The sequence below is a fragment of the Celeribacter baekdonensis genome, assembly GCF_003047105.1.
Classification (GTDB): domain Bacteria; phylum Pseudomonadota; class Alphaproteobacteria; order Rhodobacterales; family Rhodobacteraceae; genus Celeribacter; species Celeribacter baekdonensis_B.
In genome coordinates, this window is sequence record NZ_CP028475.1 from 1219007 (window position 1) to 1239463 (window position 20457).

Consider the following 20457-nt stretch of genomic DNA (forward strand, 5'->3'; position numbering starts at 1 on the left):
AAAAATCTGTGCAGACAAGCCAACGTGTCGCCGTTTCAGTGTCCGCAATCGCGCTCATATTGCTGATCCCAACAGGTGCAATCTTTGAGCACAAATCAGTCCTGTTGGCGATTGTCGTGGCGGTGGGGTACGCTGGGAACATGTTTTCGAAACGGATCAGGGTCCGCTTCAAGAGCACAGCGTTTAACGCCTGATTAAGGCCCTTCACCCAAAAACATGTTTGCTGCAACTTTCGGTGTCATTCACTGCAAAAATGTCTGTCGCGCTACAGTCATCACACAAATTAAAATCACATAATACATTGTTTTTATTCACTTTTGTAAAATAATGTAAAAAACATTCACATAGAACCTTGCACAAGAAACTGACCGAACCCATTTTGGTAATGTGAAAGACATTCACATCAAACATGACAACCTTCCGAAAGGGTTCACCAATGACCGACGTCACCTCCACCTACACCGCTCAGGATCGCCCTATGGGCTGGTTCCGTCGGGCCGAAGGCTGGCTTGACGATAAGGGCAAAGGGGCCTGGATCGCCGCAATGGTCCTCGGCTTCGTCTTCGTCTGGCCGGTCGGCCTTGCACTTCTCTTTTACATGATCTGGGGTAAAAAAATGTTCGCTTGCAAAAATCGCTCTCATCACCGCGCTCACCGCTGTGGCTCCCATGGCGAAACCTTCCGTGCCGCCCGCGCCGCTGCGCGCCCGTCTGGCAACAGCGCTTTTGACGCCTATAAGACCGAGACGTTGATGCGTCTGGAAGAAGAACAGGATCAATTCGAATCCTTCCTTGAGCGCCTGCGCGCCGCAAAGGACAAGGCCGAATTTGATCAGTTCATGGAGGACCGCGTGAAAAAGGCCGCGCAAGCGCGCGACCAAGATCACGACGAGAGCGCCGACAAAGAAGACGCTTGAGCCATCCCCCCGAGATCGGGCAGACTCGACCCTGAGTTTGCCCATCCCAACCACCCTGAAACCCGTCACCCCACCTGACACAGAGATATGAGTGAGACCATGTTCCACGATGACACCGCCCTTTGGGGACTTCCCGACCCGGAACGCCAGCCGGGGTTTTACGACGCCGTGCCCACCAAACGCGCGCTTGCCTTTGTTGTGGACCTGATCGTCACCACTTTGATCGCGGCGATGATCGTGCCGTTTACGGCCTTCACCGGGATCTTCTTTTTCCCCTTCCTCGTGGCCGTGGTCAGTTTCGCCTATCGGGTCGTCACCTTGGCCAATGGGTCGGCGACGCTTGGAATGCGGCTGATGGGGATCGAGTTTCGCACCTCCAAGGGCGAGCGATTTGATCTGGGCATGGCGTTGTTGCACACGGGCCTGTTCACGGTCTGGTGCTCGATCGGCCTGCCACAGGTGATCTCTGTCGTCTTGATGCTGACGACGGGCCGCAAACAGGGGCTCAGCGACCTGATTTTGGGGTCTGCGGCAATCAATCGCGCTTCCGACTACTAAATTAAGGGTTTCAAACTGTCTGAAAATGAGAGAAAGGGTGCGAAATGCGCCCTTTTTCCGCGTTTTTGAGACGAAAACCGCGCATGAATTTACTGCGATGTGATCGGGGGGCTTGGCGCGTGGGTCAGGACTTGCTACTTTTCTCTCGCGTACCGTTAACGCGTCCTTTGTGAAATCATCCTAAGTCGACTTTATGCGTCATACCCTCCCCCTCGCGCCGCAGTTCTATGTGACGGCTCCGCAGCCCTGCCCCTATCTTGAGGGCCGGATGGAACGCAAACTGTTCACCTCCTTGCAGGGTGAGAGCTCCGATCAACTCAACAACAGCCTGTCGAAACAGGGGTTCCGCCGGTCGCAAAATGTGCTGTACCGCCCGACCTGTGCGGATTGCAGCGCCTGCATGTCCGCCCGCATCCGGGTGGCCGATTTCAAACCGTCGAAATCCCAGCGTCGCGCAATCAACAAAAACAATTACCTCAAACGCGCCGCCACCAGCCCGTGGGCCACTGAGGCGCAATATGAGCTGTTTCGCGAATATCTTGAGACCCGTCACGCCGATGGTGGCATGGCCGATATGGATGTGTTTGAATTCGCCGCGATGATCGAAGAAACACCGATCCGCACCCGCGTCATCGAATATTACATCACCTCACAGGGCGGGACACCGCGCGAATTGGCGGCGACCTGTTTGACCGATCTGTTGGATGACGGCCTCTCGATGGTCTATTCGTTTTACAAACCCGATTTGGTCAAGGACAGCCTTGGCACCTATGTGATCTTGGATCATATCGAAATCGCTCGTGAGGCGGGACTGCCCTATGTCTATCTCGGCTATTGGGTGCCGGGATCGCCAAAAATGGGCTATAAGGCACGGTTTTCGGCGCTGGAGGTCTATCAGGGGGGCCAATGGGTCGACATGATCGACCCCGACGATTTCGCCGCTGAGGCTCATCCGCTTGAATCCGAACCGATCGCACAGCAGGTGGCAAAGATCGACTTGCCGGACACCCATACTGTGCCCCGCCCGTCGCGCGCGCCTCGGTCAGAGTATTAAGCCGCATCCCTTAGTGATAGGCGCCAGGCGGGCGCATCGCATGGGAATCCACGCGGATGGCGGTCTGAATCAAAAGCCCCAATTGTTCGGCCAAAGACACCGCCAAAGACGCAATGTCGGCACGGATCAACAGCATCGCCATCAAGGCAGCATCCTCGCGCGCGCCGTTTGAGGCAAGCCGGACAAACCGCACCATCACCGCCTCATCCGCTCCCAGACAGATACAGTTAGGCGCGTGCCACATCAGGGGCCTGCGGGCATGGCGTTCGAACACCATCATCATCTGGCCGTAAACCTTGGCGATGTCGCTGTCCTTGGCCGCAAGCTTTGCACCGCGCATCAAGGCCACGACCAGACGGCCGTGTTCGTCGAGCTGGTCGATCCGTCCAACTGGCTCAGCGCCCTCGGCCTCCTGTGCGCGATCACGACCAAAGGGATCGTAGGGGGAATATGACATGGAAAATCCTTCGATTCATTACCTGAGTATTTTTATCGGATAAATTCAAATCCCACAAACCCTATTTTCGATCATAAAAAAGCCCCGCTCAACGGCGGGGCTTTTGGATGATGTCACAGCCAGTCGAAGGTTCTATTTCGACAACAGGTTCGGCACGATGGTGACGATATCAGGGAAGGCCCAGAGGATGCCAAGCCCGATAACCTGAATGAGCACAAAGGGAATGATCCCGCGATAGATGTGCCCTGTGGTCACAGAGGGCGGCGCCACCCCGCGCAGGTAGAACAGCGCAAAGCCAAAGGGCGGCGTCAGGAAGGAGGTCTGAAGGTTGACCGCAATCATGATCGTCACCCATTTCGGGTCCATCGTGCCGCCGTAGATCACCGGGCCGACGATGGGCACAACGATGTAGATGATCTCCAGGAAATCCAACACAAAGCCCAAGACGAACAGCACCAGCATGACCAAAAGGAAGACGGTGAATTCATTGTCAAACGAGCGCAGGAAGCTTTGGATGTAATGTTCGCCGCCGAACGAGATCACCACGAGGTTCAGCAATTGTGAGCCGATCAGAATGGTAAACACCATCGACGTGACCTTGGCGGTTTCGCGCACCACGATCCCCAATGTGCCATCGCCCCACAACACCCAGCAGGCATAGAGAATGCCGAACATCGCGTAGTAAAAAGCCACGAGGGCAACGATATACGCCACCCAATCCTCAAACGGCACATCGCCCCGGCCCAGACGCAGGTCAAAATTTGACCCGACCAGGATCATGATGACGACGGAAAACGCCGCGCCCAAAATGATCTTGCCGGATTTATGGTGATCGGACAGTTTGCGATAGGCGGCCAAAAGGATCGCGCCCCCGGCCCCAAGCCCTGCGGCAGGTGTCGGGTTGGTCACCCCACCCAAGATCGAGCCAAGCACCGCCACAATCAACACAAGCGGCGGGAAGACCACGCGGAACAACTCGTTTTTGCCCAATCGTGCCGCCGCCGCTTTCAGGCCATAGGCCATAAACAGCGCCGGGATCAGGTAATAGACAACGGCCGTGCCCGAGGAGGTCAGCGGACTGACAAACAAGGCGTCCATCGCCAAAATACCCGCGATCCCAACCGCACCAATCAGCAAAGGACGCGGATCGGCGGAGGGTGCAACACCGCGGCCAAAGGCCAAGACAACGCTCAAAAGCACCATCACAGTGAGCAAGCCCTTGCCAAGTTTCGGCGCAGAGTCCACCGCAATGGCGGTCAGCCGTTCGATCTCTTCCGGGGAGCGCTGAACACTTTCCACAGCGCCACCAGAGGCTTCAATCGCGGCCTGCTCAGACACGGCGGTGGTCCACGCCTCTTGCCCATGCAGCTCGATCATCGCCGCCTCACATTGCTCCGACACATTGGTGCGCAGCGAAGCGCGCGCGCCCGCGTCAGTGTATTCCTTGACCAAAACCGATTGATTGCCCGCAATCCCGACCTGACCAAAAACAATCGCGCCGCCGATCAAAATCACCGGGATCGCCAAGAACCACAACAGACCTTCACGGCGGGTGATGGTGTCATGGCTGGTGTGCGACAGATGCACGGGCGGGGCTTTATGCGGGTTCAAAAGCGCATAGCCAAAGGCGTACAGCGCATAGAGGAAGGCCAAGAAAATCCCCGGCAACATCGCCGCCTGAAACAGGGTGCCAACAGACACAACCGCCGGCTTGCCGAGATAGGTCAACGCGTCAGTACACCCCACCGCCTGTGCCCGCGCCTCTTGGGCGGCCGAATAGAGATCGCCCGCGAGCGTGCCGAGCAAAACGATCACGATGGAGGGCGGAATGATCTGCCCCAAAGTGCCCGAAGCCGCGATGACGCCGGTGGCAAGCTCTGGCGAATAATTATGCCGCAACATGGTCGGCAATGATAAAAGCCCCATGGTCACAACGGTCGCGCCCACGATGCCCGTCGAAGCGGCGAGGAAGGCGCCAACGATGACCACGGAGACCGCCAAACCACCAGGGATCGGGCCGAAAACCCGCGCCATGGTGGTCAACAGATCGTTGGCGATTTTGGACCGTTCCAAAACGATGCCCATCATCACGAACATCAGCACCGCCAAAAGCGTTTCAATCGACGCGCCCGCAAAGACGCGTTCATTCATCCGGTTGACGATAAAGGACAGGTTGCGATCGACCGCTTGTTCCCAACCGCCCGGAAACAATGGCTCCATATAGGTGGGCAAATCTGGATATCTGAAATGCGAGATGGTGACCGGGTTGACCCCGGAATTGACCAGATCGCGATAGGCCTGTGAGCCGGTATCAAGCGCTTGGTGCACCAAAATCCCAGCACCATCCAAGGCGGCGATAATGCCAAAGGACAACAACCCCGCCCCGCCGATGGCAAAGGCCACCGGGAAGCCTGTGAGAATTCCACTGAACAGACAGAGGAACACGATGATGAGGCCGATTTCTACGCCATCAAGTCCGAAAAGCATGTCTTTGATCCCTCTTAGTCTTCTGTGTTGGTCGCATTTTCGGACCGGAAAACCGGTGCCCACTTTTCCTGAAAATGCTCCAGTGTGTTGGTCGCATTTTCGGACCGGAAAACCGGTGCCCACTTGTCCTGAAAATGCTCCAGTGTGTTGGTCGCATTTTCGGACCGGAAAACCGGTGCCCACTTGTCCTGAAAATGCTCCATATTAGTGCGTGCCCTCAAAGGCTTCTTCGCCCGCGCCAAGCGTGTCTCGGTCAAGATATTTGCCAGCCGCGTCTTCGCCCTCAAGGAATTCGAGGTAGGAGCGATAGAAAAACGCCAACGCCTGAATGATCACCAGGCTGATGAAACACAGCATCAAGATTTTAAACAGGAAATAGCCGTTAAACCCGTTCGCCGAAAACGACACCGTTTCGACATTCCATTTCACGATCCGCGCTTTGCGCAGCATCAACTCAAGCTTGTCAGAGGCTGAGACTTTCGGCGTGATCAGGTGCCGCCAGAGGAAGAACCACGCGTACATCCATGTCAAAAACGCCACTGGCAGCATGAAAAACAGCGAGCCGAACATGTCGATCACCCGTTTCGCCCGATGCGACACACCCGCGTAAACCAAATCGACGCGCACATGGCTGCCCTGCACGAAAGCGTAGGAAACGCAGAGCGCGACGACGAGGGCATTTTCAAATTTCAAGCTCTCGGAAAACCAGCCGACCGACTGGGTGAACCCCGCACCAAACGGCGCGATGGTGATTTCGCCCAATCGAAAAATCGACTGAAGGAAAACCACCATAATCTGTTGCAGCACCATCAAAAGACCGGCCCAAGCCGCCAGACGACCAACCGTGTTGGTGATTTTCTCAAGCCCGCGCACCAGCCCCCACATAAACGGGCGGTGGAAAAAGCCGATCAGGCTGATAACGATGATGATGTCGAGGAAAACAAACAAAAATTCTTTGGACCCCCCAAAATAAACAAAGCGCAACAGGCTTTCTTTATTCGACCAATCCAGCCATGCGCCCGGATGGGTCACGGCCTGAATGATGTGCCAAAATCCAAGGCCGAGATTGACGACAAGGGCCAAAAGCCCGTCGAACACCGCGCCAAAGAAAGATGTGCTGGCCTGCTCTTCCATGGTTGCTGTCCCCTTTTCGGACCGGCTGATGCGATCCGCTCTTTTCTAAATGCGTCTGGGCGGTGCCTTATACCTGCCACGCCCCAGCGGCAATGTCTCAAGCCGGAAAATGCGCGCGAAACCCGCGCGCATTTCCTTTTTTTTTGCAATGCGATGGCTTACTTGAGGTTCGCCAAAACGCGGTCACGCTGAGCGGTATAGGCGCTGTCAGAGCGGCCAGACCAACCGGACGTGGACGCCATTGCGGCCTCAGCGGAGGTGCGGACTTCGGCAAAAAGCTCGTCACTCATATAACCGTCGAGAACGGTTTTGGAGGCCGCGCCATACGCATCCCAGACATCGTCGGAGAATTCTTTGACCTGCACGCCCGCAGAAATCAGACGCTGAAGCGCCGGACCGTTGTTGGCCATGAACAGCGCGTAATTGTGCTGATGACCTTCGCCACAGGCGATTTCGATGGCTTTTTGCTGCGACGGGGTCAGGCTTTCGAACACTTCGAGGTTGGTGACAACGGACAGCGCCGCACCCGGCTCGTGGAACCCGGCGGGGTAGTAGAAATCACAGACCTCTTGCAGGCCGAGTTTCTCATCCGACCACGGGCCGATCCATTCGGTGCCATCGAGCGCGCCAGAGGACAGCGCTTGGTAAATCTCACCGCCCGGAAGCACCTGAACAGAAGCGCCAAGTTCGGACAAAGCCTGGCCACCCAGGCCCGGCATACGGAATTTCAGACCTTGGAAGTCAGAGGCGGATTTGATCTCTTTGCGGAACCAACCGCCACCCTGCGCGCCGGTTTGACCGGCGATAAACGGTTTAAGACCAAAGATTTCGCCCAGCTTGCTGTGCAAATCCATGCCGCCCATGCCGTAGTACCACACCATCATTTCCGGTGCGGTCATGCCAAAAGGCACGGTGGTGAAATAGGCCCAGGCCGGGTGTTGGCCGGTGAAATAGTAATCGGCACCGTGGTACATGTCGGCCTGACCTGCGGTCACGGCGTCAAACACTTCGAGACCGCCCACGAGCTCGCCCGCGGCTTTCGGTTCGATCGTCACCGCGCCATCGGTCAGCGCCGTGACAGAGGCTGCAATGCGCTCAACGGAATCCCACACACCGGCCAAACCGCGCGGCCATGTGGTGACCATGGTCAGCGTGCGTTTGCCCTGTGCATACATCGGCGCGGCCAGTGTTGCGGCTGCGGCGGCGGATGCGCCCCCAAGAGCAGAAGTTTTCAAAAAAGAACGACGATCCATAGATGGTTTCCTCCCAAAATGGTCTATGGCAAATGGTAATGGGGCATTCGGCAGCACCAAGTTCGGCTGTCGCGGCTGACCGCGAAACTCCCCCGTGTAACCCCCTCGCACCCCGGGTCCGACCGAAACCGAACCAAGCTTGTTTGGCGACGTTAACGCTGTCACTACGGGGTTTAAATACCCAACTCTACGCAGCTAAGGTGGTTTTGTGACGCGACATTGCCGGTTCAGCGCAATTTTCGTGCGGCTCCTCCGAGAAGGCCGCCAGATCATTGACCTGTCCCCTCGCCCCGCTATCCTTTGATTCGTTGCATGACACCCCGCCCTCTTGGCCCCTCTTAGGATCTCTCGCTTCTCAATGCCCCGCCTGATCCCCGAACTCACCTATGCGCGCAAATTGTTTTTGCTGGCCACCCTGCCGTTGTTGATGGCGGTGGCAGCGATTGCCGTTTTGGTGGCGGATCAATCGCGCAACATGGCGGATCACGAGATTTCCGAACTGGAGGCGCAACTGATTTCGGCCAAGCGGCAGGAATTGCAAAACTACCTGCAATTGGCGCGCGCCGCCATCACCGCAGAATACAATCCCGCGCCGCCCGACGACGAAGAGGCCAAGCTCAAAGTCACGCAAATTCTGTCGGCCATGACCTATGGCATCGACGGCTATTTCTTTGTCTATGACTATAATGGCACCAATCTTGTTGCCCCCCGCGACACACGGTTGATCACTCAAAACTGGAGTGGATTGGCCGACAGTATCGGCACGCCGGTGGTCGATGAACTCATCACTTTGGCGCAACAAGGCGGCGGCTATCACAGCTATCTTTGGCCGAAACCCTCGACCGGGGAAGAGGCACAAATGATCAGCTACGTGGTCGGGCTACAGGACTGGCAATGGGCAATTGGCACCGGCGTGTTCATTGACGATGTGTTGACCTCGGTTGCCGCCGCACGCGCCGAGGTCGAATCCCGCATCCGCCGCACCTTTGTCTATATCGGCGCAATCACCATGGCCGCCACGCTTTTGGTGTTCATGTCGGGCGTCACGATCACCATCCGCGAACGCCGTTTGGCCGATGCCAAACTCAAACAGCTGACCCAGCGCATTTTCGACACCCAAGAAGAAGAACGCGGCCGGGTGGCGCGCGAATTGCATGACGGGATCAGTCAGATTTTGGTCGGCGTGCGCTATGCATTGGAATTGGCACGGCGGCAATTGGCCAAGGACGACCCGAAAGCCCCCAACAGTTTGGATCGCGGTGTCGAGATGTTGGGCGGGGCAATCACCGAAGTGCGCCGCATCTCGCGCGATCTGCGCCCCGGCGTCTTGGACGATCTGGGACTGGGGCCTGCGCTCAAGGCCCTGACGGAAGAGTTCCAAACCCGCACTGGCATCAAAACCGAATTGGAAACCGTAGTGTTCCGCAACCGCTTGGACGAAGAGGCGCGCATCGCCCTGTTCCGCATCGCCCAAGAGGCGCTGACCAACATCGAACGCCATGCCGAGGCCACAGAGGTCACAATCAAATTGGCCGGGCATCGTACCGGGGCGACCTTGTTGATTTCGGACAACGGTATCGGTTTTGACATGGCGGAGCGCGGCAAAGCCGGACGTGGGCTGGGCCTGCGCAATATGGCTGAGCGGATGGAACAACTGGGTGGCACGCTTACGATCTTTCCACTCTCGCCCGGCACAGCCATTGACGCCACCGTGCCGCTCAAGCATATTCTGACGCCCGCAGGATCCAGCCGTCCCCTGCCCCAGTAGGAAGCGCACGATGACCAACACACAGACCCGCGTTTTGATTGTCGATGATCATCCGATGGTTGCCGAAGGCATCCGCGCACTTTTGGAAACCTTTGACGATCTCGATGTGGTCGGCACGCTGTGTAATGGTCAGGAAGCGGTCGATCAGGTGATGGATCTGGCGCCCGATGTGATTTTACTTGATCTCAACATGCCTTGCATGGGCGGGTTGACCGCGACCGAACTGTTGCTGGAACGCCGCCCCGAAACCCGCATCCTGATCCTCACCATGCATGATGGCCCCGAATATATCGGCGCGGCACTGTCGCATGGCGCGATGGGATATGTCCTCAAAGACGTGCCGACCGAGGACGTGAAAGAGGCGATTGATACGGTGATGAACGGTGAGAAATACCTTTGCACCGGGGCGCAGGCGGCGATCAAACCGACGAAAATCCGCGACGGGCGGGAACCGTTGACCGACCGCGAACAAACCATCCTGTTGGAACTGGCCCAGGGCAAATCCAACAAAGACGTGGCGCTTGCGCTCGACATTTCCGTGCGCACGGTCGAAACCCACCGCAAAAACATCAAACGCAAACTGGGTATTTCCTCCACCGCGGGGCTGACCCGCTACGCGATGGAGCATGGTGTGTTGCAGGGCACGGGCCGGTTTTAAAGGGCCATCTCCCCGGTCGTCAGGCCGACAACCAGCCCTCAAGTTTGGCCTTGTCCGGCAATCCGCCCGCATGGACCAGTTTGCCATCAACCGCAATCCCGGGCGTCGACATGACCCCGGCCATGGCGATGGATTTCGGGTCGGTGACTTTTTCGACCTCGACCTCAAGGCCCAATTTGGCCGCCGCGTCGCGAACCATATCGACCGTGGTTTCACAGCGTTTGCAGCCGGGCCCATAGACTTTTACGGATGTCATCAGATGTCTCCTTTCAGAAGATCAGCTTAGAAAATCAGATTGAAAAGGACCCCAACGGCCAAAATACCGCTGCCAACGATGCCGATGAAGACGGCGATCAGGCGATAGGTCAGCACCTGTTTGAGAATGATCATTTCAGGCAATGAGAGCGCGATGACGCTCATCATAAAGGCCAAAACAGTGCCAAGAGCCGCGCCTTTGCCCAGTAAGGCCTCGACAATTGGGATCACCCCGGCGGCATTGGTGTACATCGGAATGCCCATCAACACGGCGGCGGGCACGGACCACCACGCCTCGGCCCCCATGATTTTCACCATGAAATCTTCGGGCACATAGCCATGGATCAACGCGCCCATCGCGATGCCCAATAAAATCCAGACCCAGACCTTGCCGAAAATCTCCCGCACGGCTTGGGTCCCAGCCCGGTAACGTTCGATCATCGTCATGGTCTCGCCCTCGATCTGGGTCGGGGCGGACGCGCCAGAATGAATGTCGCGCACCCAATCCTGCAACCAGCCTTCAAGGTGCAATTTACCGATGACAAACCCGGCGACAATGGCAATGCCCAACCCAAAGGCCAAATAGGTCGCCGCCACTTGCCAGCCGACCAAGCCAAACAGCAGCACCAGCGCCACCTCATTGACCATCGGCGCGGCGATCAGGAAGGAAAAGGTCACGCCCAAAGGCACGCCTGCGGACACGAAGCCGATGAACAGCGGCACAGCAGAGCAGGAGCAAAACGGCGTCAAAATACCAAGGCCCGCCGAAAAGATATTGCCCACGCCCTCGCGTTTGCCGGACAGAAGCGCACGGGTTTTCTCCGGCGAGAAAAAGCTGCGCACCACGCCCATGACAAAGACGATGAGCGTCAAAAGCATCATCACTTTCGGCACATCATAGAGGAAAAACGCGATGGCTTCGCCGGTGTGGCTGTGACGCGCCACCGGCAACAGGCCCGTGATCCACTCGGCCAGTGGGGCGAGTTGATGGTAGAGCATCCACCACAGTGCGACAAACCCCGCCACGCCAAGATGCCAAAGCCAATCTGGCCGTAACGGAGGAGACGGGTGTGTGAAATCTGTGCTCATGCTGCACTCCTTTGCGCGGTCTGCGCGGCGTGGCACACCGCATCCAGAACCGCCCTGACTTCGGGCGACAGCTCCGGGTTGACACGGTAGCGCACCCATTGCGCATCGCGCCGATCCAAAACCAGTCCCGCTTGTTTGAGCACCTGCATATGCCGCGACATCCGGCTTTGCGTCGCCCCGATCCCCCGCATCAATTCGCAGACACAGTGTTCGCCACCGTCCGACAACAGGCGCATCGCCTCAAGGCGAGTGGGGTCGGCGAGGGCTGAGAGGATGGGCAGAATCATATAGGCACTCCTTTATGCGCATAAGCGCATATCCAGTCGCCCCTCACCTTGATCTGGATCACATCAGGACATCCAAATCCGCATTCAGACCGGCCTCTCAGACACAAAAAACGCGCAGCCACAAAGGGTTGCGCGCTCATCGTCTCAGAATGGATCAAGCGGGTTAAAGCAGACCCAAAACCCGGTTGCGTTGGGCGGTGTAAACGCTGTCCGAGCGCCCCGTCCAACCCGAAATCTCACCCATCGCGGTTTCATAAGCCGCGCGGGTTTCTGCGAAAATCTCATCATCCATATATTGGTCCAACACCTCTTTCGAGGCCGCGCCGTAAGCGTCCCAAACATCGTCGGAGAATTCCTTGATCTGGGTGCCGCCGCTGATCAACCGCCCCAGCGCCGGGCCGTTGTTGGCGATGAACAAGGCGTAGTCGAACTGATGACATTCGGCAGCGGCCACGTCGAGAATGCGCTGCTCGGCGGGGCTGAGGCTGTCAAACACCTCAAGGTTGGTGTTGACCGACAGCGCGGAGCCCGGCTCGTGAAAGCCCGCCGGATAGAAGAACTGACAGACCTCTTGCAGGCCGAGTTTTTCGTCCGACCACGGCCCGACCCATTCGGTGCCGTCCAATGCGCCTGAGGAAAGTGCTTGGTAAATCTCGCCCGCCGCCATCACTTGAACCGAGGCGCCGAGTTTGCCGACCACTTCGCCGCCCAGACCCGGCATGCGGAATTTCAAACCCTGAAAATCGGCAACCGATTTGATTTCCTTACGGAACCACCCGCCACCTTGCGCGCCGGTTTGGCCCGCAATCGAGGTGTGCAAGCCAAAGACATCGCCCAGTTGTTGGTGCAAATCCTTGCCGCCCATGCCGTAATACCAGCTCATCATTTCCGGCGCGGTCATGCCGAAAGGCGCTGTGGTGTAATAGGCAAACGCCGGGTGCTGACCGGTGAAATAATAGTCTGCGGCGTGATACATATCGGCCTGACCGGCGGTCACGGCGTCAAACACCTCAAGCCCGCCAACAAGCTCGCCCGCCGCACGTGCGTCGATCACCAACGAGCCACCCGACATGGTTTGAACGTTGTCGACGAAACGTTCGACCGCATCCCACACCCCCGCAAGGCCCCGCGGCCAGGAACACACCATGGTCAGGGTGCGCGGCGCGCCCTGGGCCACAGCCGGAGCAGCCAGACCGGCGGCGGCGGCGGACGCCCCGCCCAGCGCAGAGGTTTTCAGAAAAGAACGACGATCCATAGGTGTATCCTCCAAAAGGCGCGCGGGGGAAACGCCCCGCGTCAAATCGCGGGCAACCTACAAAGGCGGATCGAAAGATTGAAGAGGGCGGACCGCGACATTTTGCGCGAATGTTGCGCGGGAATGCAGAAGGGGGGATGGATTATTGCGGAGGGGTATATTCGCCCGCCTTCAAGACCTTTTAAGATCAGAGGCAGACACCCAACGTCATCTCAGTTTCAGCACGACAGTTCCACCCGCCATCCGCGCAGTTTGCTATCCACCTTTTTACTGAGAGCCTGAAGATCCATCGTGGCTGCGTCACCTCCCCCAACAAAGGCAAGAACTCCCATGGAGAATTTTGCCTGACAGCCGGTTACACGGCGCGCAGCAGCCTCCACCTGTGATGCGCCATAAGAGGCTGTCGTAGGGGTCACCAATTCGACCAGACCATACGTGCCTTCTCGAAAAGCCACCGCTGTTTCGTAATCCCCGAGGCGACCATTTATCTGTGTCAGACCAGCAGAGTAAGAGCCGTCAACCACGGCGACATTGAAGGTCAAACCATCGACTTGAACCTGACGTGCATTTTGGAAGGCCGCATTTTGCAGTGTGGCGTTTTGGGTCCGGGCGTAGCGCTTTTTCGCTGCATCTCCGGGATTCGTATAACAGCCGCTCAGAAGGAGCGCGGTCATGACCAAAGTGACAAATCTTTTCATTTTTAAACGGTCCCTTTCTATCTGCACCTAAATGTCATAACCCCGCGCGCTTTATCCATACAGAAACCTTGTGTTCCAAAAAATAAGGGGCGCGGTTTTCGCCGCACCCCTTTCGATCCTAGGCCTGATACCCTAGAGGACCCGGTTTACCCGATCAGCGCGCCGTCTTCGCGCCACACGGCAATCACCGAAGAGCGCGGTTTGCCCGCACCGTCCGGCCAGGAGCCGCCCGGGTGTTGGATGCCGACGAAAGCGACCTTTTTGTCCGCAGACCAGCACAGGCCCGTGACCTCAGCGCCGTTCGGCGCGGTGAGGAACCGGCCGATGTCGCCGGTTTCGGTGTTGCCGATCAGCATCTGGTTGTTGCCCTGGCCTTCGAACTCGCCTTCGTTGCTGTCGTCGCCATCGGTCTGGATCCAGAGGTAGCCATCCGAGGAGAAGGCCATGCCATCGGGCGAATTGAACATGTTGCCCGCCGTGACGTTTTTGGACCCGGCATAGGCGTTGTCATAGACATTCGGGTTGCCGGCCATGACGTAGAGATCCCATGTGAACGCATCTGCACCGTGATCCGCGCCCGCAGGCATCCAGCGCACGATTTGACCAAAATTGTTGCTTTCACGCGGGTTCGGGCCACCGACCGGGGTGTCGTCGCCACCGGCGTTCGGTTTCACGCCCCGGTTTTTGTTGTTGGTCAGGGCGCAATAGGCCTCGGCCTTGGACGGGTGTGCGGCGATCCATTCCGGGCGATCCATCGTGGTCGCGCCGACTTTGGAGCCTGCCATGCGGGAGAAAACAAGGATGTCTTCGATCGACATGCCGGTGGTGTCCGGGGTCAAAGCCAACCATTCGCCCGACATATCGTCGTTGAATTTGGCGACATAGAGCGTGCCGTCAGACAGTAGACCTTCGGTCGAGCCACCCTCAACATACACACCGTTGGAGACGAATTTATAGATGAATTCGCCGCGCTCATCATCGCCCATATAGACCACAACACGGCCATCGGCGGCCTGTACCATTTCGGCGTTTTCGTGTTTGAAACGACCCAAAGCGGTGTGTTTGATCGGGGTCGAGTTCGGATCAAGCGGGTTGATCTCGGTGACCCAGCCATGACGATGCGGTTCATTCGGCTCTTTCGAGAGATCGTAACGCGGATCGAATTTTTCATAGGCGTAGCGGCCTTCGCCACCGATGCCGTAGCGTTGGAATTCGTCGGTGACATCATATTCGCCAGTGGCACCGAAATAGCCGTTAAAGTTCTCTTCGCAGGTCAGGTAAGTGCCCCAAAGCGTCTTGCCCGAGCCACAGTTGTTCATCGTGCCTTTGGGGGACATGCCCTCAGGATCGGCATTGGTTTTCACCAGATCGGACCCGGCCGCAGGACCGTCCATGGTCATGACGGTTTCATGGGTGATGCGGCGGTTGTAGGGGCTGTCCACAACGATCTCATAGCCGTTGCCCGTGTCAGCCACTTCCATGACGGTCACGCCCTGCATGTTTTTCAGCAACATGACTTCGTCGGCATTTTGCGGCATGCCGTCGGAGGCGGCAGGCAGGTTGATTTTCGGGTTCACATATTCGGAGTTCACAGTGATGATCTGTTTGTCGCCATCGGTGAACAGCTCCATGCCATCGGTGTTTTCACCAAAGACGCGATCAGATTTCGAGACGTCAACGCCGGTGTCCGGGGAATAGGCGTCTTGTGCGTCCGAGAACAACGCATCGCCCCAACGTGCGAGCACTTTCCACTGATAGCCCTCAGGCACATGGATATTGTGGTCGGTCGCGATGTCGATCGGGTTAAAGGCAAAGCCCATGCCTTCGGCGCGCGATGCAGTGGTGGAGGACAAAAGACCTGCGCCCATGGCCAAAGCGCCCGACCCAAAGGCCAGTGCACCGCCCAAGAACCCACGACGCGAAACAGCGCGTTCGACCACGGCGTCAAAGCCGTTGGCCTCAGGGCGCGGATCACGCATCTCGTCAAACTCGTCCCACGACAGTTCGGTGATATCTTGATTTTTCATCTCTGGCTCCAGTGCAGTCAATGTTGCTTTTATCTGCGCAAACGTCTTGGGGCGTCAAAGATGCCCCCGCGCTCGCATCCGGGCCACAGGTGCCGCCATTGGGCAACAAAGCGATGACAGCCAGACGACAAAATGATGAAACCGCACCTTGACCTTACGGCAGCAGCGCCCGCCGCAGCCGTGCCAAACGGACCATCCCCCGCCCTGCCCGCCCCTTCTATTCAACACATTGCACATGGATTGTTCTTGCCGCAGGGTCCGGCTTTCGGCACAATTTGCCCAAGACACGGATATGACACGGGATCGGTGCCCATCAGGGTCACCCCAATGGCAGCGCCCGTGACATCGCAGGACTGGGAGGATCCGGCATGTTGGAAACGGCTCTTTTGGAGGATCGGCGCGGCGCGCCTTTGTTGCAAGATAAGTTGACCACAACCCGCGACTGGTCGGTGGTAAACGCGTTTTGCGCTCAGACCTATATGCCCTTATCGACCCGCCCTCTCACCCGCGGCATGGACCCAAATGCCACCATCCGAAATCTCAAAATCGGGCAGATCACCTTTAGCCGCTTTTGTTTTGGCACGCCGACAAAGACTGATGATTTTGACCCGAGTTCCGGCAATATCATTGTCGTCAACACGCTGCGCGGTTCGGTGCGTCATCCGCTCAATGGCAATGACGCCGTCGATACCCGCCCGGGCGACAGCTATGTCGTCGATTGCAGCCGCACGAGCTATTGGAACCTTGCCGATGGCAATGATTTACAGCTTAACCTGACCATTCCTCATGCGCTGATGGAGGAAACCGCCGCGCGTTGGTACGGTTTTGTGCCCGAGGATGATCTTTGGCAAAGCCGGTTGATCTTTGGCGCCGGGCAATCGGCGTGGTTGTCGCTTTTGGAGTACGCCACCCGCACCCTTGATGCCAAACATGACGGCATTGCGGATACGTTCATCGAACGGCGCATCGAAGAAACCCTCTGTCTCGATCTGTTGCGCAATTGGGCGGATTGTGCCGGGCTCAATTTGGACACAGGTGCACGCGCTGCCGCGCCGCATTATGTCCGCGAAGCCGAACGGTTGATGCAAGACACCGCCGCCCATGCCCCCACGATTGGCGAGGTCGCTGCCCAGCTTGGCATCACCGCGCGCAGCCTGTCGGACGGGTTTCGGCGGTTTCGCGGTATCACCCCACATGAGTTCCTGACGGCCCAACGGCTGGATGGGTTGCGCCGGGCGCTACAACTGGCCCAGCCCGGCGAGACCGTGACCAGCATTGCCCGCACGCGGGGCTATGTGAACCTTGGGGCGATGACCGCGCTCTACCGCAAACGGTTCGGGGAAACCCCGGCCAACACGCTGCGCAATCGCCGCACCTGAGTCTGCCCCCATCTGTGCCCAGTCCTGAGTCCGTGCCCTAAGGCGCAGTGTTTGTACAGATCGAGGCGTTATACTATAACGCAACCTTCCTCCCAGACCAGCCCGTTTCGGCACTGCGGCGCAGTCCGCTTCCGATGTCGAACAGGGATTTCCGAAATGGATCAGGCCTAGGTATACTGCGGTCTACTCTTCGCTCTCAGTCCAGCTAGGCTCCTGTCCGACACGAGCCGCGCATAGACGTTCGCTCGTCTCACGTAACGACAGTGTCGTAGACTTCTGGAGGAGAAACACAGATGAAAGCACTCGTATATCAAGGCCCAGGCGAGAAAGTTTGGACCGAAAAAGACAAACCCGGCATCGAAAAACCCACCGACGTGATCGTCAAAGTGACCAAGACCACGATCTGCGGCACCGATTTGCACATTCTAAAAGGCGATGTGCCCGCCGTGACCCCGGGCCGCACCCTTGGCCACGAAGGCGTGGGCATTGTTGAGGCGGTCGGCTCCGCCGTGCAAAATTTCAAACCCGGCGACGCGGTGTTGATCTCTTGCGTCACCTCATGCGGTAAATGCGCCAATTGTAAGCGTCAGCTTTACGCCCATTGCTCGGATGGCGGCTGGATCTTGGGTCACAAAATCGACGGCACACAGGCCGAATATGTCCGCATCCCGCATGGCGACAATTCGCTCTACCCGATCCCGGCAGGTGCCGACGAAGAGGCGCTGGTGATGCTCTCTGACATCATGCCCACCGGGCTTGAGATTGGCGTGCAATATGGCAACGTCAAACCCGGCGACACCATCGCCATCATCGGCGCAGGCCCGGTTGGCATGTCGGTTCTGTTGACCGCGCAATTCTATTCGCCCGGTCGGATCATCATGGTCGACATGGACCCGGCGCGGTTGGAATTGGCCAAAGAATTCGGTGCGACCGATACGATCCATGTCGGCAGTGAAGATGCGATTGCAAAGATCATGGAGATGACCGGCGGTCTTGGCGTCGATGTGGCCATCGAAGCCGTGGGCGTGCCTGCGACATTTGATATTTGCCAAAAAATCGTCTCCGCCGGTGGCAACATTGCCAATGTCGGCGTGCATGGCACCTCGGTCGAGCTGCATATCGAAGACCTTTGGATCAAGAACATCAACATCTCGATGGGTCTGGTCAGCACCAACACCACGCCGATGTTGTTGAAAACGCTGGGCACCGGCAAGGTCAATCCGGGTCGGTTGGTGACACACCGGTTCAAACTGGATGAGATCATCGAAGCCTATGAGGTCTTTGGCAACGCCGCGCGTGAAAAGGCGATGAAAATCATCCTCACCGCCTGATTGTCATGAAACGCCCCCGCCGGGACCGAAACGTTCCGGCGGGGTGCACACGGGGTGCAACAGGTGCGACGCATCGCCGGCCCATCTTGCAAGCCCCCGAGAGCCCCGGTTAAGATTGCAATGATTTTATCCAAGAGGCTTTTTGCTCATGCCTAAATGCGCCGCATTTTTTCCGTCCCTCCCTCAGTCTCTGCAGGCGCTGTCGCATGGCCTTGCCTTTGGCGCGGCGCTTTGGGTTTTGTCCCCCGCTCCCGCCAGTGCAGATCAGATGTTGGATTTCAGCACATTGGATGAAATCGAATCCTTGCTCAAAGGCTTTGGCTCAGTCGAGCGCGACACAGATCGCGAAGGCATCGCAATGTTTCGCGGTCGGATCGACGGAAAAAAATACAGCCTCTTTTTCTACGATTGCGACGGGACAACCAATTGCAAAAGCGCCACGTTTTCCGCCTTTTTCGATGGCGCAGACTACATCACCGATCTCTCCGAGGTGAACGATTTCAACTACGAGTACCGCTTTGGCAAAGCCTCGGTCGATGCGGATGGTGATTTGGTGTTTGACTATTCCTTTAGCCTGATGGGCGGGCTGCCACGCGACACCTTTGATGACACGATTGATTGGTGGCGGGAGATTTTGTCCGACGGTGAGGGTTATTTTGACCCCGACACCCATGACGAGTTTAAAGGCGCCCCCACACCGGCACCAATGGACCCCTCACAGGATTTGTGACCGGATGTGTCACTGACACCTGCCCCTTAAACGCGCCCTATCCTCGTCTCACTTGCTTACGCCCTCACATCTGGCTAGCCTTTACTCGTCATACCTGGCGACGAGGTCCGTACCCCCCGTGCTCATCTCAATCGGAATTGTTTTCGCAACCGTTGCGGCCGTGTTCGCAATCTACACGCTGATGCGGGTCCTGATGTCGCGCGCGCCAAACTCGCGCACACAGGATTTGGCGGCCTCGGTCGTGTTTCGCGTTTCGGCTTTGCACGGGCTTGTGCTCGCCCTCGTCTTTGCCTCCGAGGTGGTCGAATACAACCAACTGTCTTTTGAAAGCGCCTCCGAGGTCAACGCCATCAGCGACATCTATTTTGACTCGATGCGCTATGGTGAGGGGACCGAAGCGATCCGCATCGCCATGCGGGCGTATCTTGACCATATTCCAACCGAAGAATGGAACAGCCTCGGGCGGACCGGAGATTTGTCAGGATCGGCCTGGGTCGCGTGGGACGACGCGTATACCGCCATCCTCGACCTGACGCCTGCCTCCCCCCGCCAAGATGCCCTACGCGACAATATGTTGGATAAAATCCACGCGATTGCCGAAAACCGGGACATGCGTGAATATCAGGCCAAAACCGGGCTGAATGTGCTGTTCTGGATTGCGGCCATTGTTGGCGTCGTCATGGTCTCTGCGGGCTATTACACCTTCGCTCCCACGCGCGACAATGTCATCCTCTTGTCGATTTTCTCCGCCTACACCGGGTTCATTTTGTTCACCATCTACGCCATGTCCAACCCATTCAGTGACCCTGCGGCGCTCAAACCGCGTTTGTTTTTTGAACTGCGCGCGGATATCGCCAAGATCGAATAAAGCCGATCTGGCGCGGTCTATGCCCCGGCTACGCCCCAAAGAATAGGTCAGCAGGATTAACATTATTACGCACAACACCTCGCACACGACATTTTATTCGCGAAACCTGAAGTTTTGTAGTTGACGCCCCCTGCGCGCAGAAATAATGTCCGCTGCAGCAATAAAGGACCCCTGAAAGGATCCAAGCCATGACCGGCATTCTTGTAGTAGTAGGACAACAGCGCATGGGCCGGTGACGGTTGACCATATAGGT

Annotated in this window: 20 protein-coding genes; 9 read left to right on the forward strand and 11 right to left on the reverse strand. The window is 57.4% G+C overall.

The window, feature by feature from the left end; genetic code table 11:
• Positions 1–436: 436 nt before the first annotated feature.
• The 3 genes from DA792_RS09520 to DA792_RS09530 all read left to right on the forward strand — a co-directional run bounded on the left by DA792_RS09520 (position 437) and on the right by DA792_RS09530 (position 2528).
• Positions 437–916 carry a DUF2852 domain-containing protein gene (locus tag DA792_RS09520; protein WP_107719732.1) on the forward strand — a complete coding sequence of 160 codons (480 nt, stop codon included), beginning with the start codon at positions 437–439 and terminating at the stop codon, positions 914–916.
• Between the two features lie 99 nt (positions 917–1015).
• The gene (locus DA792_RS09525) at positions 1016–1474 is read left to right on the forward strand and encodes an RDD family protein (RefSeq protein ID WP_107719733.1); all 459 of its coding nucleotides are present in this window, start codon (positions 1016–1018) and stop codon (positions 1472–1474) included.
• Positions 1475–1667: 193 nt separating this feature from the next.
• Positions 1668–2528: an arginyltransferase gene (locus DA792_RS09530; RefSeq protein ID WP_107719734.1), complete on the forward strand. Its 861-nt coding sequence runs from the start codon at positions 1668–1670 to the stop codon at positions 2526–2528.
• Positions 2529–2538: 10 nt separating this feature from the next.
• Here the strand turns inward: DA792_RS09530 and DA792_RS09535 are convergent, their stop codons facing one another.
• The 5 genes from DA792_RS09535 to DA792_RS09555 form a co-directional block, all read right to left on the reverse strand.
• Positions 2539–2985 (reverse strand): hypothetical protein, encoded by a 447-nt coding sequence (locus DA792_RS09535; protein WP_107719735.1) that lies wholly within the window; start codon positions 2983–2985, stop codon positions 2539–2541.
• 132 nt (positions 2986–3117) lie between these two features.
• Entirely contained in the window at positions 3118–5472 is a 2355-nt protein-coding gene (locus DA792_RS09540) for a TRAP transporter large permease (protein ID WP_107719736.1), read from the reverse strand.
• Positions 5473–5486: 14 nt separating this feature from the next.
• Positions 5487–5675 carry a hypothetical protein gene (locus DA792_RS22520; protein WP_107719737.1) on the reverse strand — a complete coding sequence of 63 codons (189 nt, stop codon included), beginning with the start codon at positions 5673–5675 and terminating at the stop codon, positions 5487–5489.
• A 1-nt stretch (position 5676) separates the two neighbouring features.
• Positions 5677–6606: a TRAP transporter small permease subunit gene (locus DA792_RS09550; protein ID WP_107719738.1), complete on the reverse strand. Its 930-nt coding sequence runs from the start codon at positions 6604–6606 to the stop codon at positions 5677–5679.
• 158 nt (positions 6607–6764) lie between these two features.
• Positions 6765–7859 carry a TRAP transporter substrate-binding protein gene (locus tag DA792_RS09555; RefSeq protein WP_107719739.1) on the reverse strand — a complete coding sequence of 365 codons (1095 nt, stop codon included), beginning with the start codon at positions 7857–7859 and terminating at the stop codon, positions 6765–6767.
• Positions 7860–8217: 358 nt separating this feature from the next.
• On the opposite strand from DA792_RS09555, the gene DA792_RS09560 reads away from it, so the two are divergent.
• Positions 8218–9627, forward strand: a complete 1410-nt coding sequence (locus DA792_RS09560; RefSeq protein WP_107719740.1) for a cache domain-containing protein — start codon at positions 8218–8220, stop codon at positions 9625–9627.
• Between the two features lie 10 nt (positions 9628–9637).
• Entirely contained in the window at positions 9638–10285 is a 648-nt protein-coding gene (locus DA792_RS09565) for a response regulator transcription factor (RefSeq protein ID WP_107719741.1), read from the forward strand.
• Positions 10286–10304: 19 nt separating this feature from the next.
• Here DA792_RS09565 and DA792_RS09570 read toward each other — a convergent pair whose 3' ends face one another.
• The 6 genes from DA792_RS09570 to DA792_RS09595 all read right to left on the reverse strand — a co-directional run bounded on the left by DA792_RS09570 (position 10305) and on the right by DA792_RS09595 (position 15896).
• Positions 10305–10541, reverse strand: a complete 237-nt coding sequence (locus DA792_RS09570; RefSeq protein ID WP_107719742.1) for a thioredoxin family protein — start codon at positions 10539–10541, stop codon at positions 10305–10307.
• A gap of 26 nt (positions 10542–10567) precedes the next feature.
• Positions 10568–11629 carry a permease gene (locus DA792_RS09575; RefSeq protein ID WP_107719743.1) on the reverse strand — a complete coding sequence of 354 codons (1062 nt, stop codon included), beginning with the start codon at positions 11627–11629 and terminating at the stop codon, positions 10568–10570.
• Complete coding sequence (locus tag DA792_RS09580; RefSeq protein WP_199908148.1) at positions 11626–11916, reverse strand: ArsR/SmtB family transcription factor; 291 nt, start codon at positions 11914–11916, stop codon at positions 11626–11628. The genes DA792_RS09575 and DA792_RS09580 overlap by 4 nt, the downstream gene beginning before the upstream one ends.
• Positions 11917–12079: 163 nt before the next feature.
• Positions 12080–13171, reverse strand: a complete 1092-nt coding sequence (locus tag DA792_RS09585; protein ID WP_107719744.1) for a TRAP transporter substrate-binding protein — start codon at positions 13169–13171, stop codon at positions 12080–12082.
• Positions 13172–13389: 218 nt separating this feature from the next.
• Complete coding sequence (locus tag DA792_RS09590; protein WP_107719745.1) at positions 13390–13869, reverse strand: hypothetical protein; 480 nt, start codon at positions 13867–13869, stop codon at positions 13390–13392.
• A 146-nt stretch (positions 13870–14015) separates the two neighbouring features.
• Entirely contained in the window at positions 14016–15896 is a 1881-nt protein-coding gene (locus tag DA792_RS09595; protein ID WP_107719746.1) for a PhoX family protein, read from the reverse strand.
• Positions 15897–16264: 368 nt separating this feature from the next.
• Here DA792_RS09595 and DA792_RS09600 point away from each other — a divergent pair, with 368 nt between their 5' ends.
• From DA792_RS09600 to DA792_RS09615, 4 genes are all read left to right on the forward strand, one after another.
• Positions 16265–17275, forward strand: a complete 1011-nt coding sequence (locus DA792_RS09600; RefSeq protein WP_107719747.1) for an AraC family transcriptional regulator — start codon at positions 16265–16267, stop codon at positions 17273–17275.
• Between the two features lie 293 nt (positions 17276–17568).
• Positions 17569–18606 carry a zinc-dependent alcohol dehydrogenase family protein gene (locus DA792_RS09605; RefSeq protein WP_107719748.1) on the forward strand — a complete coding sequence of 346 codons (1038 nt, stop codon included), beginning with the start codon at positions 17569–17571 and terminating at the stop codon, positions 18604–18606.
• 148 nt (positions 18607–18754) lie between these two features.
• On the forward strand, positions 18755–19336 hold the full coding sequence (locus DA792_RS09610; protein WP_107719749.1) for a YbjN domain-containing protein: 582 nt from the start codon (positions 18755–18757) through the stop codon (positions 19334–19336).
• 118 nt (positions 19337–19454) lie between these two features.
• Positions 19455–20204, forward strand: coding sequence for a DUF4239 domain-containing protein (locus DA792_RS09615; RefSeq protein ID WP_107719750.1), 750 nt, complete (start codon positions 19455–19457; stop codon positions 20202–20204).
• Positions 20205–20457 lie beyond the last annotated feature (253 nt).